17 protein-coding genes are annotated in these 15,598 nt (G+C 33.0%); 1 reads left to right on the plus strand and 16 read right to left on the minus strand.

What is annotated here, in order from left to right; all coding sequences use genetic code 11:
* Window positions 1-18: 18 nt before the first annotated feature.
* The 11 genes from CHHT_RS07105 to CHHT_RS07155 all read right to left on the minus strand — a co-directional run bounded on the left by CHHT_RS07105 (window position 19) and on the right by CHHT_RS07155 (window position 7,991).
* On the minus strand, window positions 19-120 hold the full coding sequence (locus CHHT_RS07105) for a hypothetical protein (protein WP_104064528.1): 102 nt from the start codon (window positions 118-120) through the stop codon (window positions 19-21).
* A 2-nt stretch (window positions 121-122) separates the two neighbouring features.
* A complete protein-coding gene (locus CHHT_RS07110; protein WP_034963641.1) occupies window positions 123-341 on the minus strand; it encodes a DUF4006 family protein in 219 nt (72 codons plus the stop codon).
* Entirely contained in the window at window positions 342-1,205 is an 864-nt protein-coding gene (locus CHHT_RS07115; protein WP_034963640.1) for a cbb3-type cytochrome c oxidase N-terminal domain-containing protein, read from the minus strand. It lies immediately after the preceding gene.
* Window positions 1,202-1,432, minus strand: coding sequence for a cytochrome c oxidase, cbb3-type, CcoQ subunit (locus CHHT_RS07120; RefSeq protein ID WP_034963638.1), 231 nt, complete (start codon window positions 1,430-1,432; stop codon window positions 1,202-1,204). The genes CHHT_RS07115 and CHHT_RS07120 overlap by 4 nt, the downstream gene beginning before the upstream one ends.
* 10 nt (window positions 1,433-1,442) lie before the next feature.
* On the minus strand, window positions 1,443-2,108 hold the full coding sequence (ccoO, locus tag CHHT_RS07125; RefSeq protein ID WP_034963634.1) for a cytochrome-c oxidase, cbb3-type subunit II: 666 nt from the start codon (window positions 2,106-2,108) through the stop codon (window positions 1,443-1,445).
* A 10-nt stretch (window positions 2,109-2,118) separates the two neighbouring features.
* Entirely contained in the window at window positions 2,119-3,585 is a 1,467-nt protein-coding gene (ccoN, locus tag CHHT_RS07130) for a cytochrome-c oxidase, cbb3-type subunit I (protein ID WP_034963632.1), read from the minus strand.
* Between the two features lie 159 nt (window positions 3,586-3,744).
* On the minus strand, window positions 3,745-4,425 hold the full coding sequence (locus tag CHHT_RS07135; RefSeq protein ID WP_034963630.1) for a response regulator transcription factor: 681 nt from the start codon (window positions 4,423-4,425) through the stop codon (window positions 3,745-3,747).
* The gene (locus tag CHHT_RS07140; RefSeq protein WP_034963628.1) at window positions 4,418-5,656 is read right to left on the minus strand and encodes a PAS domain-containing sensor histidine kinase; all 1,239 of its coding nucleotides are present in this window, start codon (window positions 5,654-5,656) and stop codon (window positions 4,418-4,420) included. The genes CHHT_RS07135 and CHHT_RS07140 overlap by 8 nt, the downstream gene beginning before the upstream one ends.
* Window positions 5,653-6,321 (minus strand): sulfite exporter TauE/SafE family protein, encoded by a 669-nt coding sequence (locus CHHT_RS07145; RefSeq protein ID WP_034963626.1) that lies wholly within the window; start codon window positions 6,319-6,321, stop codon window positions 5,653-5,655. Before CHHT_RS07145 ends, CHHT_RS07140 begins: the two co-directional genes overlap by 4 nt.
* Window positions 6,322-7,440, minus strand: a complete 1,119-nt coding sequence (carA, locus tag CHHT_RS07150) for a glutamine-hydrolyzing carbamoyl-phosphate synthase small subunit (RefSeq protein WP_034963624.1) — start codon at window positions 7,438-7,440, stop codon at window positions 6,322-6,324. It abuts the gene before it with no gap.
* Complete coding sequence (locus tag CHHT_RS07155) at window positions 7,440-7,991, minus strand: DUF507 family protein (RefSeq protein WP_034963622.1); 552 nt, start codon at window positions 7,989-7,991, stop codon at window positions 7,440-7,442. Before CHHT_RS07155 ends, carA begins: the two co-directional genes overlap by 1 nt.
* Window positions 7,992-8,197: 206 nt before the next feature.
* Between CHHT_RS07155 and CHHT_RS07160 the strand changes: the two genes are divergently transcribed.
* Window positions 8,198-8,323 carry a YHYH domain-containing protein gene (locus CHHT_RS07160; protein WP_104064525.1) on the plus strand — a complete coding sequence of 42 codons (126 nt, stop codon included), beginning with the start codon at window positions 8,198-8,200 and terminating at the stop codon, window positions 8,321-8,323.
* Between the two features lie 114 nt (window positions 8,324-8,437).
* Here the strand turns inward: CHHT_RS07160 and CHHT_RS07165 are convergent, their stop codons facing one another.
* Genes CHHT_RS07165 through CHHT_RS07185 form a run of 5 tightly spaced genes read right to left on the minus strand, consistent with a single transcriptional unit; the run spans window position 8,438 to window position 15,579 of the window.
* Window positions 8,438-8,959: a MotE family protein gene (locus tag CHHT_RS07165; RefSeq protein WP_034963620.1), complete on the minus strand. Its 522-nt coding sequence runs from the start codon at window positions 8,957-8,959 to the stop codon at window positions 8,438-8,440.
* Window positions 8,959-9,381 carry a flagellar export protein FliJ gene (locus CHHT_RS07170; RefSeq protein WP_034963618.1) on the minus strand — a complete coding sequence of 141 codons (423 nt, stop codon included), beginning with the start codon at window positions 9,379-9,381 and terminating at the stop codon, window positions 8,959-8,961. The genes CHHT_RS07165 and CHHT_RS07170 overlap by 1 nt, the downstream gene beginning before the upstream one ends.
* Window positions 9,378-10,628 (minus strand): adenylosuccinate synthase, encoded by a 1,251-nt coding sequence (locus CHHT_RS07175; RefSeq protein WP_034963617.1) that lies wholly within the window; start codon window positions 10,626-10,628, stop codon window positions 9,378-9,380. The genes CHHT_RS07170 and CHHT_RS07175 overlap by 4 nt, the downstream gene beginning before the upstream one ends.
* Window positions 10,629-10,645: 17 nt before the next feature.
* Window positions 10,646-11,506 carry an ATP phosphoribosyltransferase regulatory subunit gene (locus tag CHHT_RS07180; RefSeq protein WP_034963615.1) on the minus strand — a complete coding sequence of 287 codons (861 nt, stop codon included), beginning with the start codon at window positions 11,504-11,506 and terminating at the stop codon, window positions 10,646-10,648.
* Window positions 11,503-15,579, minus strand: coding sequence for an EAL domain-containing protein (locus CHHT_RS07185; RefSeq protein ID WP_034963613.1), 4,077 nt, complete (start codon window positions 15,577-15,579; stop codon window positions 11,503-11,505). The genes CHHT_RS07180 and CHHT_RS07185 overlap by 4 nt, the downstream gene beginning before the upstream one ends.
* Window positions 15,580-15,598: the final 19 nt, after the last annotated feature.

Here is a 15,598-nt window from a genome sequence, read left to right on the forward strand (position 1 = left end):
TAAAAAATGTAGATAACTTCATCCGATAAATAGATGATTTGGAGTTAAAACAGACCAAGCAGTTATAGCTGCTGCTATTATAAGACCAATTACAATAAGTGAATCTAAAATATTTGACATTTTTACTCCTTGACTACCATAACTTCAGCTTCTTGAGTCATACTACTTTTCATTTGCACTGAAGTTGGATTTACGAGTTTATATGGTTTTTGCATAACATCTTGTTGAGACACGATGCCAAGATATGTTAAAACTCCCAAAATGCTTAGAAGTAAAACAGTAGCTATAAGCATACCAGTAACACCGCTAAGACCGAAAACAGATCTATTTGTATTTTCCACTTATTCTCCTTTTGAAAGTGAGATAACATACTCGCCAACAGCTTTTTCTTGTGTTGGATTTATTATGCCAGAACCTGTAAATTTAGGCATATGACCTATGTTTCCTACTTTACCGCGATTTAAGACATCAACGACAAATGCGCTTGAGCCATATATAGTAAGATCTGGAGCTTGTCCGTCCATACCTTTGCCATCATTGCCGTGACATGCAGCACAAGTAGCCCACGCTTCGCGTCCTGCTTCTACTAGATTTTCATTGCTTGTTTTCTTAATAGCAGAAATTTCTTTTGCAACAAAGGCTGCGATAGCTTTTGCGTCAGCAGCTTCAGCTAAGCCACTAGGCATCTCACCAAGTGGATAATCAAGCCCTTTTGAACCATTCATTATAACATCGTAAATAGCTTTTTCAGTTCCCCACATATTTAGATCGGCAGCTTTGCCGTTGATACCATCAGCTGTTATGCCATGGCAGCTAGCACATTGAAGTAAGAAAACTTGCTCGCCCATAGCTCTTAGCTCTTCACTACTTGCATTTGCGAATTTGCTTTGGAAATTATCGTTATAAGCTTTAACTTCTTCGTTATATTCGCCTATTTGAGAATATGAATTTAGTGGATATCCAGCCAAAAAGTACCATATAGCCCAAATAATAGTCAATACAAACACAACAGCCCAACCAAATGGCAGTGGATTTTTATATTCGCCTATTCCATCCCAGTTATGTTCGCTTAATTCTCCGCCCTCTTTTTTTACTTTCATCAGCTTAAATAGCCTACCAACGACAACAAGTGTCAATACAATGATAGCTATAGCGCCAAGAATAGTAAGCGAATTTACATTATCTTCTAGATTAAACCATTTCATTTTTCAACGCTCCTCTTAGCATTATCGTTATCTGTAGAAACATTTTCCAAGATCTCATCACTTAGATCATCATTTAGCGCTAGTTTAGAGTACTGCTCATAGTCACGTCTGCCGGCTTTTTCTGACTTCTTAAGATGAAACCAATAGCCATAAAGCAAAACCACCATAGCTACTAATAGTATAAAATAACCGTATGCTTGAAGTTCTCTCATTGTTTCTACGCTCATAACATAAACCTTATTTTAAGCTATTCAAGTATGCTATAAGTGCAACTATCTCGCGAATCTCGCCTCTAGCAAATGCATCTTTAACATCTTGATCTTTCATCTGTTCAACTATAGCAGCCGCTTCTTCATTTACCATAGTCTTAGCCTCTTCTAAAGTACCAAGTTTTGGCATACCTTCAGTATCATATGGTACGTTAAATACTTTTTTTACAGTAAATGCTTCTGCGTACGCTGTTTCTATGTCTGCATTTTTATTAAACATATGTTTATATGCAGGCATTATAGATCCTGGAACAACGCTTGTTGGATCTTTCATATGATTTTCATGCCAATCCGTACTTCTGTAGTTACCTACACGCCAAAGATCCGGACCTGTTCTTTTTGATCCCCAAAGAAATGGTCTATCATAAGCATATTCGCCACTGATAGAATACATTCCGTATCTATCTGTTTCTGATTTAAACGGTCTGATAAGCTGTGAGTGACAAGCATTACAACTATCATTGATATATACTTGACGACCTGCTAATTGCAAAACCGTATATGGTTTTTTATTTTCGACAGGTCTTGCACGGTCAGCAAAATCAGGTAAAATCTCAACAACACCGGCGTAAGCTATAAAGATAAAAACAAATACTGCAAAAAAGAATGGATTTTTTTCTAACCAACTAAACATTCATTCCTCCTTACGCAGCCATCGGTGAAGCACTTACTGGTTCACGTTCGACTATTTTACTTGATGAAATTGATTTGAATATGTTATAACTAAACATAAAGAAGCCGATTAAGTACAGCAATCCGCCAAGAGCTCTAATCCAATAATACGGTATAAGAACAGTAACTGTATCTATAAATGAATAAGCAAGGTTGCCGTATTCATCAGTAGCTCTCCACATCATACCTTGAGTGATTCCAGCTATCCACATAGAAGCAAAATATAGAACGATACCTGTTGTTTGGATCCAAAATTGAGCTTCCATCAAAGATTTGCTATAAAGCTCTCTTTTGAAAACACGTGGAGTCATGTGATAAAGTGCTGCCATAGTCATAAATCCAACCCAGCCAAGAGTACCATCATGAACGTGTCCAGGGATCCAGTCAGTGAAGTGAGCTAGTGCATTTACTGATTTGATAGAAAGGATCGGTCCTTCAAGAGTAGAGAACATATAGAACGTACTTGCCAAAATCATAAATTTTATAAGTGGATTTTCTCTTAGTTGTCCCCATTCGCCCTTCATAGTAAGAAGCATATTTATCGCAGATCCCCAGCTAGGAAGTATCAAAACTACTGAAAATATAGATCCCATAGTTTGCATCCAGTCTGGAACGGTAGAATAAATAAGGTGGTGACCGCCAGCCCAAAGATAAACAAACATAAGACCCCAAAATGAGAATAATGATAGTTTGTAACTAAATATCGGTTGCCCGCTCTCTTTTGGTAAGAAATAGTAAATTTGAGCTATTATAGCTACTGTAAACACGAACGCAACAGCGTTATGTCCCCACCACCATTGAACTAGTGCGTCGTTTGTTCCAGCATACATAGAAACTGAATGCAGCCAACTACCAACGCCAGCTACTAGACGGGTCGGAACTTCCATGTTATTAAATAGATAAAGCATAGCAACACCTAAAAATGTAGCTATGTAATACCAAAGTGAGATATAAAGAGTTTTTTCACGGCGAATTCCGATAAGTCCAAATATAGAAATTCCCCATAAAACCCATGTTACAACAACAAGAAGATCTATAGGCCACTCTAGCTCTGCATACTCTTTTGAAGTACTAAGTCCAGCAAAAAGACTGACTACAGCCAAAGCTATAACAATAACATATAGCCAAAAATGAAGTTTTCCTATAAACATTAGGAATTTAGATTCGCTCATAGAGACTTTTAGCACTCTTTGACCGATATAATACCAGGTAGCAAAAATACCTGACAACATAAACCCATAAACCACGCCATTTGTATGGAGCGGTCTTAAACGACTAAATGTTCCGTATTCACCAGCTAGGTAATTAAGATCTGGATAGGCCATTTGAAAAGCTATCAAAGTTCCTATAGCCATACCTACTATACCAAATATAATAGTGGTAAACATGAAGTACTTAGCGACTGTATAGTCATAATTCAATGCATTACTTGGTTGCATCAAAAAGTTCCTCCTGTCAATTTTTTATGTAATCCTGAAAAACACATAACTTTGAAATTATAAGGTAAATAAAATATAAATTTTCTTAAAAAGATTAAATTAGTATAAATTAATCATTTATATATCGCCTAAAAATGGGCTTTTACATAGATAAACTTTCTACAAATTTGTTTCTATTTTGTAACCAAGACCCGGTACATTTTTAATCAAATTTGAACCTACTTTATCACGAATACGTTTAATAAACGTTCTAATCGCAGCGTCACTAACTTTTTCACCGACCCAAACGCTATTTTTTATCTCTTCATGCAGCACTAAAGTTCCAAGTCTTTTTACTAAGATAGACACAAAAGCTAGCTCTTTTTTAGTAAGAGGAATTTCATCACCGCCTTTGATCAAGACTTTTTTTGATTTGTTAAATGCATAGCCATTTGCGATATCAATGATACTTGCTCCGTTTATCTTACTTTGAGCCAAATAAGATATCGATTCAAATAGCTCTTCCATATCTATAGGTTTTATGATGTACTTGTCTATGCCTATCTCTATGGCTTTTAAAAGCTTTTCTTTTTCGCTAAACGCACTAAGAACCACGATAGGAGAGTCCTTTGAGATCTTTTTAATCTCTAATGACATATCAAGTCCGTCCATAATCGGCATAGAAATGTCGGTTATAACGATATCTGGGCTAAATTTTTTAAACTTTTTTAAGCCTTCATCGCCATTTCCGGCAAGCAAAACTTTTTTAAAAACGCCCTCCATGGCATTACCCATGCTAGTTCTGATTTTATCCTCATCTTCGACTAATAACACAGTAAGATTTTTTAGTGCTTCACTCATTTTCATCTCCTTTATTTGTTGTAATTACTGGTATATTTATTTCAAAACAAGTTCCGAATTTGATATTTTTTACGCTTATTTTTCCATTCAATTTTTCTATAATCTGCTTACTCATATAAAGTCCAAGACCCGTACCTATACTCGGATGTTTCGTAGTAAAATAAGGCTCAAATATTTTGTCTTTAGTATCGTCTTTGATACCTCCTGCATTATCGCAAATTTTGATCTTTACGTAATTTTTACTATTTTTTATAGAGAATTTAATCAGTTTTGTAGGAGGATCTACATCTTTAAATGCATCTCTAGCATTTGTTAAGATATTTACAAATACTTGAGAAAGTTCATTTCTATATCCCCTTACCCACGTATTTTGATCACAATTTATCTCGAGTTTTATCCCATCTTTTTCAAGCGTTCTTTGCAGCATTAAAACTGCATCTTTAAGCGCAGAAGAAACTTCAAATTTCTCTTTTTTTGTATTTGAATTGAAAAAATTTCTAAAGTCTTCTATTGTGTTGCTCATACTTTTTATGACTGATTTTGAATGCTCATAAATATCTAAAAACTCATCATTTGGATTTGAAACTTGTTTAAGTCTAAAAAGATCTATGCTAAGCTCATTTAATGGCTGACGCCACTGATGAGCTATGTTTGCTAACATTTCTCCCATATTTGCAAGGCGACTTTGCTGAAACATCAGTTTAGTTTTTTCCTCGTTTTTAGCAACTTCTTGTAGAACTTTTTGTTCTAAATTTTTATTTAGATCTAGCAACTCTTTTGTCTGCTCTTCTACTTTATGCTCAAGAAGTAAATTTAACTCTTTAAGCTCATTTTGCGTTTTTAAAAGTCTTTCGTTTAGCAAAACGACTTCTGTCACATCATGCCTGATAGCTACGAATTCTTCTATATCTCCACTCTCACCGAGTATAGGTATAATGGTGGTATTTAGATAAAAGCTGCTACCATCTTTTGCTCTGTTTTTAACGATGCCTTTATGGACTTTTTTTGCCAAAATAGTATCCCAAAGCAGCTTGAAATTTTCACTAGGTACATCTGGGTGACGAACTATACTATGAGGCTGTCCGATGAGCTCTTTTCTACTATAACCGCTTATTTTACAAAACTCATCATTGACAAAAGTGATATAGCCATTGATGTCTGTTTTTGAGACTATGTTACTCTTATCAATGGCATCTTGATACTGTTTAAGTTTAAAACTTAGATTATTCATTTTATAGCCATAAATCCTAAATATGCCAAATAAATACCATACAAAGATATGATAACGGACGAAAATAAATTTGCCATACTCTTAAATTTAGTACTCAAACTATGAGCAATGCCGCTAAAAAAGAGCATAACTGGCAACGTGCTAAGACCAAAAATAAGCATGATAATAGATCCGTGTAAAGCACTTCCACTACTAAGAGATAACGCTAAAAAATAATATACAACGCCACACGGTAAAAAACCATTTAAAAATCCAAGCATCATAAAAGACACCAAGCTATCTTTTTTAATCAGTTCTTTAAATTTTGGTATGATAAGTTTTTTAGCAAATGTATCGTTTTCTATAAAGCTTAGCAACTTGCCTCTTTTGATAAGCGCGATCCCTAAAACCACGAGAAAAATACCTAACAAAAAAAATATATAGCCTTTAGCCGTACTACTAAAAATAATAGCAGAACCCAAAAAACCAAACAATAAACCAAGTACAATATATCCGAAAATTCTAGATATCTGATATGCAAAGCTAAAAATAGTGGCGCTACAAGCGTTTTTATTTGCAAGTTTAGTACTATAAGCTATCACAAATCCACCGCACATAAATGTACAATGCGATATGCTTGCAAGAAATGCAACACTAATAACGCTCACTAAAGTAGCTATATCCATTTATAAAATCTCAATAAATTTTTTAAATATATATTTGCTTTCATTTGGACCGCTACTAGCTTCTGGGTGATGTTGCACCGAAAATACTTTATCGCCTTTATATCTAACGCCCTCTATGGTGTTATCAAAAAGGTTTCTATGGGTGATTGTCGCTACTTCTGCTATACTTTCAGGAACATTATAATTATGATTTTGAGCAGTTATCTCTATGCTTTTTGTTTCCAAATTTAAAACAGGGTGATTTGCACCGTGTTGTCCAAATTTAAGCTTGTAAGTTTCATATCCATAGGCATTTGATAAAAGCTGATGCCCTAAACAAATTCCAAACATAGGAATATCTGCTTTGATAAGTTTTTTAATCTCACCTATCTCATCAACTAGCATTTTTGGCTCACCAGGTCCGTTGCTTAAAAACACTCCGTTTATCTCGCCTTTTTTAAATTTATCTATTAGAAACTCGGCTTTAACGTCGTGAGGATAAACCTCTACTTCAAGTCCTGCTTCACAAAGCTCATTTAGTATATTTCTTTTTACGCCATAGTCGATAACAGCGACTTTTTTACCGATAGATTTTAGCGAGCCATAGTTCATATTGCAGTGCTTCCACGCATTTTTGGAGTGCGCGTATCTGTTTTTCGTACTTACTATGCTAACATAGTTTATCTCATCTATCCTAGCGCTATTTTCAAGTTCTTGTTTTAAAAGCTCTTTATCACTGATCTCAGTAGATACGAAAACTCTCATATTTCCACTATCTCTTAACATCTTTGTAAGAAATCTAGTATCTATATCATAAACACCGAATTTACCTTGCTCATAAAAGAATTTTTCTATACTTTTTTGACTTCTAAAATTGCTTGGTGTTTCGTTAAAATTTCTTATAAATATACCGCTTGCGTGAATTTTACTGCTTTCTTGATCATCATCATTTATGCCCACTATACCGATCTCGGGCATAGTAAATACTATAAACTGTCCGGCATAGCTAGGATCTGTAATGATCTCTTCATAGCCAGTTAGTGACGTGTTAAATACAAGCTCGCCAAAAGCACTTCCACCTTTTCCAAAAGCTTTAGCTTCAAGATAAGTCCCATTTTCAAGGTAAATATAAGCTTTCATCAAATCATTCCTTTTTTTCTTAGCTCTTCTTCATAAAGTTTTTCAAAGACAAGATCATACTCTTCAGTGCCAGGTATAAGCTTTCTTTTATAGTTTTCTAACTTATCTACAACTATATCTTCGATCTCTTCATAGCTATTTATATAGTCTTTGATTGCATTATAAATAATATTTTTTACTCTATTTTCCGAAACTTTATAATCTATAAAATTCTTTTTCCAAAGAAGCTCTAAGATCTCATGTGCTATGTGATTGTAGCGATCTTCGTAAGTAAGTATCACGCCAAAATCTTTTGCAAGCCTTTTTTTTATAAGCCAAAACATATTTTTTCTATCAACTTGCATAAAATCCATTTCATTCTCGTTTTGCTCCAAAACTTGTTTTACTTTTTCTTCTAATGCTTTTTCCTTATTTATATCATCTTCTAAGATATCTTTTATCAAGTTGATGGTAGGCTCGATACCACCATTAAAGCTCACAAAACCACAGTTATAAAGATCTAGTCCGACTTTTCTTGCTATGTATGGCGCGTGTGGCAATTTTATACGCATAGATAACCTTTCACTTTTTTGTTATTATTTTAGCTAAATAAATGTAAAAAAAGAGTTAAACTAATGTGACATTTAAATTCTTTTAAAAATTATATTAAAAAGTAAAAATGTTCAAAATTTAAAAAATAAACTTAAAAATAATAATTAAATAAAAATTAATACATATACATATATAATTTAACTAAATTTAAAAGAAAGGAGATGTTATGAAAACTATCATTTTTGGTCTAGCTTTGATGATGTTTGCTTCATTTTTATACGCTCATTCAGGTGGTACGGACTCAAATGGCTGCCATACCAACAGCAAAACAGGCGAATATCATTGCCATTAAAAATAGATAAATTTAGTCGGTAGATCAAACGGCTAAATTTATATCAATAATTGCGATTTTAGATATTCTTATAATGATTTTACTTTAATTATCATAAATTTAATGCTTAAAAAACTATTTCGTAGCGTTATCTTCCATAAAAATTTCACTTTTCCTAAGCATACTAGTCAGTTCTGCAGCTACTGCTGGATCTGTTTTTGAAAGTATCGAAGATATTTTTTTAGGATTTAATGCGTATAAGATCTTTACGGCTTCTTCTCTTGGTAGCGAGCTTATGATCCCAGCTGCTGGAGCATCTTTCATCTTTTCATAGACTTGCAAAACTTTATCACTTGTGATAGTTTTTAACTCATTTAGAATTTGCTCATTTTTAGAAACCAAATTCTCTATGCTCTCTTTTTGTCTGTTTATCTCTTCTAGGGTTTTATTTATATCACTTTCTTTTTTTAAAAGACTTTCTTCTCTTTTATCAAAAAGCGCTTTTGTAGCCGCTCTATAAGCCTCTAGTTCTTGTCTTGCACTATCAAGTTTTTCAAATTCTTTAAGTATCTCGTCTTTTTTAGCTTCATATATCGCATTCCAGTCATTAGCGAATAAATTTAAAAAAATAAACATTGAGATCAAAATGATTTTCACTAATTTGCCTTTATAAAAGAGTATCTTTGGATAGCGATCTCATCAAGCATTATCGCTTCGTCTTTTTTTGCTTTTTCTAAGATTTTTTTAATCTCTTCTTGCTCTAAATATCTGATCTTTTCAAATTCCATATATGCTTTTTTATACTGAAGCTCATAGTGCATAATCTCTTTTTGATTAAGACTTAGCTTTTCTATGAGATCATCTTTATGTTCTCTTAAAAGCCTCTGTTCTTCTAAAGAAGACTTCATAACTATAAAATTTCCACCTTTTGGGAATTTATACGAGCCAAGTTCTAAAGTAGCTTTTTTAAGAAGATCTTCTAACTGCGAACGCAAAGTTCTGCACTTTGCAAGGCAGATTTCTATCTTATCTAAATTTTGCTTTTTGAGCTTTATCACTTGGCTGAATTTAGTATTCATCTGATAATAGTATCGTTTCTCTCTGGACTAGTTGATATAAATCCTACTTTTACTCCGGTTAGTTCTTCGATTCTTTCTATGTATTTTCTAGCATTAAGAGGAAGATCTTCGTATTTTTTGATGCCACTTATAGTGTCCCAGCCCGGTAATTCTTCATATACCGGTTTTACGTTTTGTAAATCAGCTGGAAAACAGTCTGTTACCTCACCTTTATATTCATAAGCTTTACAAATTTTAACCGTTTTAAATCCATCTAAAACATCTAATTTCATAAGAGCGTAAGTATCGACTCCATTTAGCCTTGAAGCGTATTTTACGCCCACAGCGTCAAACCAACCGCATCTTCTTTTACGTCCAGTAGTGGTACCAAACTCTTTACCGATCTGGCATAGTCTCTCTCCATCATCTCCTAAATCTTCAGTAGGAAACGCTCCATTTCCAACTCTTGTAGAATACGCTTTGATAATACCTATAACTTTTCCTATACTTTTTGGACTAAGCCCTAGACCTGTGCAAGCTCCTGCGCTGATAGTGTTTGAGCTAGTAACATACGGATATGTACCATGATCTATATCAAGAAGAGTGCCTTGAGCTCCTTCAAGAAGAACTTTTTTATCATTATCTAAAGCTTTCCATAAAAGTTCTGTCGTATCAGTGATAAACGGCGATAAAACATCACTAAATCTAACAAGATCAGAAAGTATTTTGTCATGTTCAGGTATCTCTATACCTAAAGCATCAAAATATACCTTATTTGTCTCAAAATCTTTCATAAGGCTTGCACATAAAGTTTTTGGATCTAAAAGCTCACCAACCCTATGTCCGCTTCTGCTAATCTTATCTGAATACGCAGGCCCTATGCCTTTTCCTGTTGTTCCTATGGCTTTATCGCCTTTTAACTTCTCTTTTGCTTGGTCGATCAAAGAGTGATGAGCTAAATTTAAATGTGCTCTATTGCTTATAAAAAGCCTACCTTTTAGATCTTCAAACTGCGCCATCTCGCTAATAAGAACTTCTGGGTTTACAACAACACCATTTCCTATGATATTTATAATATTTTTATGCAAAATTCCACTTGGAACAAGGTGCAAAGCGTATCTTATACCATCTACCCATATAGTATGACCGGCATTGTGTCCTCCGCCACTTCTACAAACTACGTCGTAATCTTGCGAAAGCATATCTACTATCTTACCTTTTCCTTCATCGCCCCATTGTATTCCAACTATCAAATCAGCCTTGTTCATAATCTATCCTTTTTATATTACTTGCTTAAATACTCTATCAAGGCATCGCTAAAAACAGCAAAACCCACAGAAACTTTACCATCAATCTCATAGCTACCACCGCCACTTAAAATGGAATTATCGCATAAAAACCTAAAAAATAGCTTATCGTAATATCTCATTTTAGAATAATAAAGCGGTGCATAGACCTTATTTTCCCATTCAAATGAACCTGCTAAATCTTTTACTAAATTTAAAGGATCTTTTAGTTCAAAAGGTGCCATTTTTATAACTTCATCGATATCTTTTATATCTTTTATGACAGTTAGCTTATTTAACCAAGGCTGGTTGGTTCCTAGTATAACTTCTAATCTTCCGTTTTCAAACACACTAATAGGTAAATTTAAAAGTTTGCATATTATCTTTGGAATTTCTATATTGCTTATCTGACAATGCGGTTTTATACCAAGCTCTATAAAAAGCTCTTTAGCGATATTCATACATGCCTTTAGATCATCGCTACCTAGTATTTCAGCGCCGATTTGATAAACTTCGCTACTTGGATACTTAAAAACCGGCTGTATATAAAACCACTTTTTGGTATCATCGTCTTTTATACGACGTGTTGCTATGCGGACGACATCGACTGTGCTATCTGCTCTCAGGCTTATTTCGTGATTGTTATTATCCGAAAATCTAAGTAATTTTTTAGGATCTACGCTTAAATGCTGATGATAACTAAAATACGGAGTTATGATCTCGCTAAAACCGTGATTTAAAAGGATATCACTAGCCCTATTTTCTATAAATCTTTTTAATTTTGCGCTATTTCCAAAATACAACTTACTTCCGTCTGGAATTTCGTGTTCATACACTGTTTTATCGATATTTTCGTTCAAATTTCATCTCCGTCTATTTTATTTAGTAAATCAGATCTTATCTCTTTTAGCCTTGATATCAAATGGCTATTTTTATCTTTGCTATTGTAAATATCTGCTATCAAATTCTTAGACTCATCTAGCAACGGCTCAGAATATCTAGTGGCAAATTCTTCATGGGTCTTGAAGTATTTTTCAAATTCAAAATCCGTTTTCTCAGCGCTATTTAAATTTCTATTTTTAAATAATAATTTATATATAGAAGCTATCTCAAATGCATAAAATAAACATAAATCGCTTTTTAAATTTAAAGATTGAGCGATTTTAAACTCAAAATTATTCATAAAAGGCAAGATCTCATCTTCTCTCATAGGTTCTGATATTAGATTTCCTTGGATATTGTCAAATCCTATGCTTGAGACGATTTTATATATTCGTTCATCACTTACGCCTTTGATCACTGGAGTCTTACCAAACGCCTTACAAACACTATATATATTTTGCAATACTTCTATATTTGCGCTATCTTCTAAGATCTCTAATGCATAATCTTTATTTATCTTATAGATATCTGCTTGGATATATTTCATCGTTTTAATAAAAGCCGTATCTAAACCAAAGTCATCAAATACCAAATTTATCCCTAGATCTTTATATTTAAAAATCCCATCAAAAGTAGTGCTTGTAGATAGCGGCACATCAGTAACTTCGATCTCTAAAAGATGACAAATAGCACCGTACTCGCTACATAACTTTTTAAATTTATCAAAAAACAGTGGATCTCTTAGCTGTTTAAGAGGTATATTGACACTGATATTAGTATGTTTTAAACCGAGATCTTTTATGGTTGAAAGTGCAAATTTTATAACCCAGATGCTAAAATCGGTTATCCATTTTTTATGTTTTAAAACATGTAAAAAATCAAGCGGTAGCACAATACCTTTTTGCGGATGTTTCCATCTGATCAAAGCTTCGAAGCTTATTATTTTTTTATCTTTCGTATTTACTACTGGTTGATACATCAAGATAAACTCATCGTGACTAAACTCATCATTGGACAAAATCATCTGGTTATAATAATCAAATAAAGAGTCTTTCTCCTCATCAAAGATATAAAATCTATTTTTACCAGAATATTTTGCTTTATACATAGCCCAATCAGCTTGTTTTACAAGACCACTTATGTTTATCTTTTCTTTTTGCGGATACAAAGTAGCACCTATACTTACTCCAACTTTTATATTCATATCATTTATGATTATATCATCATTTACCGAGTTTAGTATATCATCAAATATAGTTTTTAAATTCTCTATATCATCTATATCTTTTATCAATGCTACGAACTCGTCTCCGCCAAATCTAGCCAAAAGATTTTCTTTTAAAACATCTTTTATACGAGATGAAACCTTGATCAAAACAGCGTCGCTGATATTGTGTCCGTATGTATCATTTGCTTGTTTAAAACCGTCTAAATCAAAATAAACTAAACCTAGCTTTTTATTATTTGCTTTGGCTTCTTTCATAAATTTAGATAGTTTTTCTAAAACAAAAAATTTATTTGGAAGCTTTGTTAAAGGGTCAAAATGCGCTATTTGTTCAAGTCTGACTTCATTTTTCTTAGACTGAGTTATATCTGAAAATATACCTACGTAGTTTTGCACTTCGCCATCGCCATTCTTAACAGAGCTTATAGTAAGCATCTCAGGATATACGTCTCCATTTTTACGTTTGTTCCAAATTTCACCACGCCAAAAGCCAAATTCTTTTATATTTTTCCACATATCTACATAAAAATCTACATTATGCCTATTTGATGATAAAATATTTGGATTTTTTCCTATGACTTCTTCTTTAGAATAACCAGTTATTTGTGTAAATGCGTCATTTACGTCAAGTATATTTGCATGTAGATCAGTAATGGTTATGGCTTCCCTAGAGTATGAAAATACGCTCGCGATAAGTTTTAGCTGAGATTCTGTTTTTATTCGCTTGCTTATGTCTTCTATGATGCCGCATATATTTCCGATGTCTTGATGAGAATTTAACCTTTTGCCTTTTATCGCCATCCAGATTATTCTTTCATCTTTTGATACAAATCTTATCTCTAGATATAGATTATCTATATCTCCGTTTATACATTTTGTCTGCATTTTGTAGAATTTATCCAGATCATTTTGATGGATAATCTTTGCAAGCGTTTCAAATTTTATCGTATCTAGCTCTTCTGGTTTGTATTCAAGAAGATTAAAAAAGTTATTTGAAAAGTGATAAGTTTGACTTTTGCAGTCATATTCAAAAGATATGGCAGATGATGCCCATAAGAAATTTTGGTATTTATTGATCTTTTCTTTATACATATCTTCTAGTAATTTTTGGCGGCTATTTTTAAACATAAATAAAGTAGCTATGATACCATCAAAACTATCTTTTGAAATTTTAATATATACTTTAAACCATTCATATTTTTTACTCTTAAGAAGTATCCTACAAGATCTCTCAAACTCACCATCAGGCTCATAGTATGTTCCAAAAAGCTTGACTTTATGATTTACATCTCTTAATATAGGGATAATATCTTCTTCGTGAATGATGCTTTTAAATCCAAAATCATTGAAAATCACATCTTCTACGTTATATCCAAGTATATCAGATACGTTGTTTGAAATTTGCACGACTTTCCAAATCTCATCTAATTTAAACGAAACTATAAGCACAGGACTAAGCCCTAAAAGCTGCTTTTCTTTTCTAAGATTATCTAGTTTTAGTTGATGCTCCGTCACGTCCCAGACTATCATAAAATAAAGGCTGTTTAAATTGGTAAGTATAGGCGTCGTACTGATCTGAACTTTTCTAAGATCTCCATTTGCCATTTTATGAGTACAAAGAATATTGCCACTATCATAAAGAGAATTTGCTTGAACGTGTGCGTGTTTGTATGGATTGCAAGCTTGTAGTTTATAAAAACTCATCGAAAGAAGATGAGTCTTGTCATATCCGTAAAACTCAACAGCAGCGCTACTTGCGTCTATGATCTGAGCCGTTTTAGCGTCTATAAACAAGATATTTATACTGCTTTTTTGAAATATCAGCGCGTACTGCTCTTTATAGTCTCTAAGATCATTTATAGCGATGAGTTCTTGTAGATAAATATCGATCGTATTTTCTTGTATATCTTTAAAAGCACCACTAAGTTCGGATTGATAAAACTCACCTATCTTGAGCTTCTCAAGCATTTCTTTTAAATTTTTTATCTGCTTTACAAAGCCTTCTCTTATAAAAAGAAAATTATCAAAAGCTAAAAGTCCAAAAAGTACTAGAGCGATCAATGCCAAACTAAAAAATGCAAGATTTTCTTTAAAAATGTCCAAAAACGGCTTTTTAGAAACGATACCGATATTTAATATATCATTAAAATGCACACAGTAAAAACTAGCACCGCCCTCTCCATCAAATGAAATACCATAATTGTCATTGCTTTTAAGATCATTTTTCAAGCTAAGCATATCATAAATATTTTCACCATTTCCACCTGGTAAAAGAAAACCAGACGAATCTATAAAAAAGGTATCATTAGTCATTGATAAAGAATGCACTATTTTCGAGATATCTACTTGTGCTAAGATCTTTGTACCTTCATAGCTTGGTATAGCCATAAAAACAGTAGCGTTGCCATCATTATCAAATACGAATCTTGATATAAAAACACCATTTTCTCTAAATTTTCTTTTTTTATCAAAAATCAAAAAGCTATCTAGTCTTTGTTCTGGATCGCCGTAAGTTTGCATTATTTTTGAATCTTTATCTAAAATATAAACGGCTTTTAAAAACATATGCGAATCTACGATCTGTTTAAATTTAGTAGTAGATATTTTTGAATCTTTAAGCAAAGAAAAATCATGATTTATAAAGTCTATTTTATTTATTATATTTGACATATAGTATAAATTTAACGTTTTTAGGTTGTTTTCTATCTTATCAATTTTGATAAAAAATATAAAAATAATGAGAGAAATGATAGAGACAATAGATAAAACAGATATTAGGTAGGCTCGTTTAATAAGCCCATAAGAAAGCAGATCGCTACTAGACATAAACCCCTACCTAATAAGA

The organism is Campylobacter hyointestinalis subsp. hyointestinalis (assembly GCF_013372145.1).
GTDB lineage: Bacteria > Campylobacterota > Campylobacteria > Campylobacterales > Campylobacteraceae > Campylobacter > Campylobacter hyointestinalis.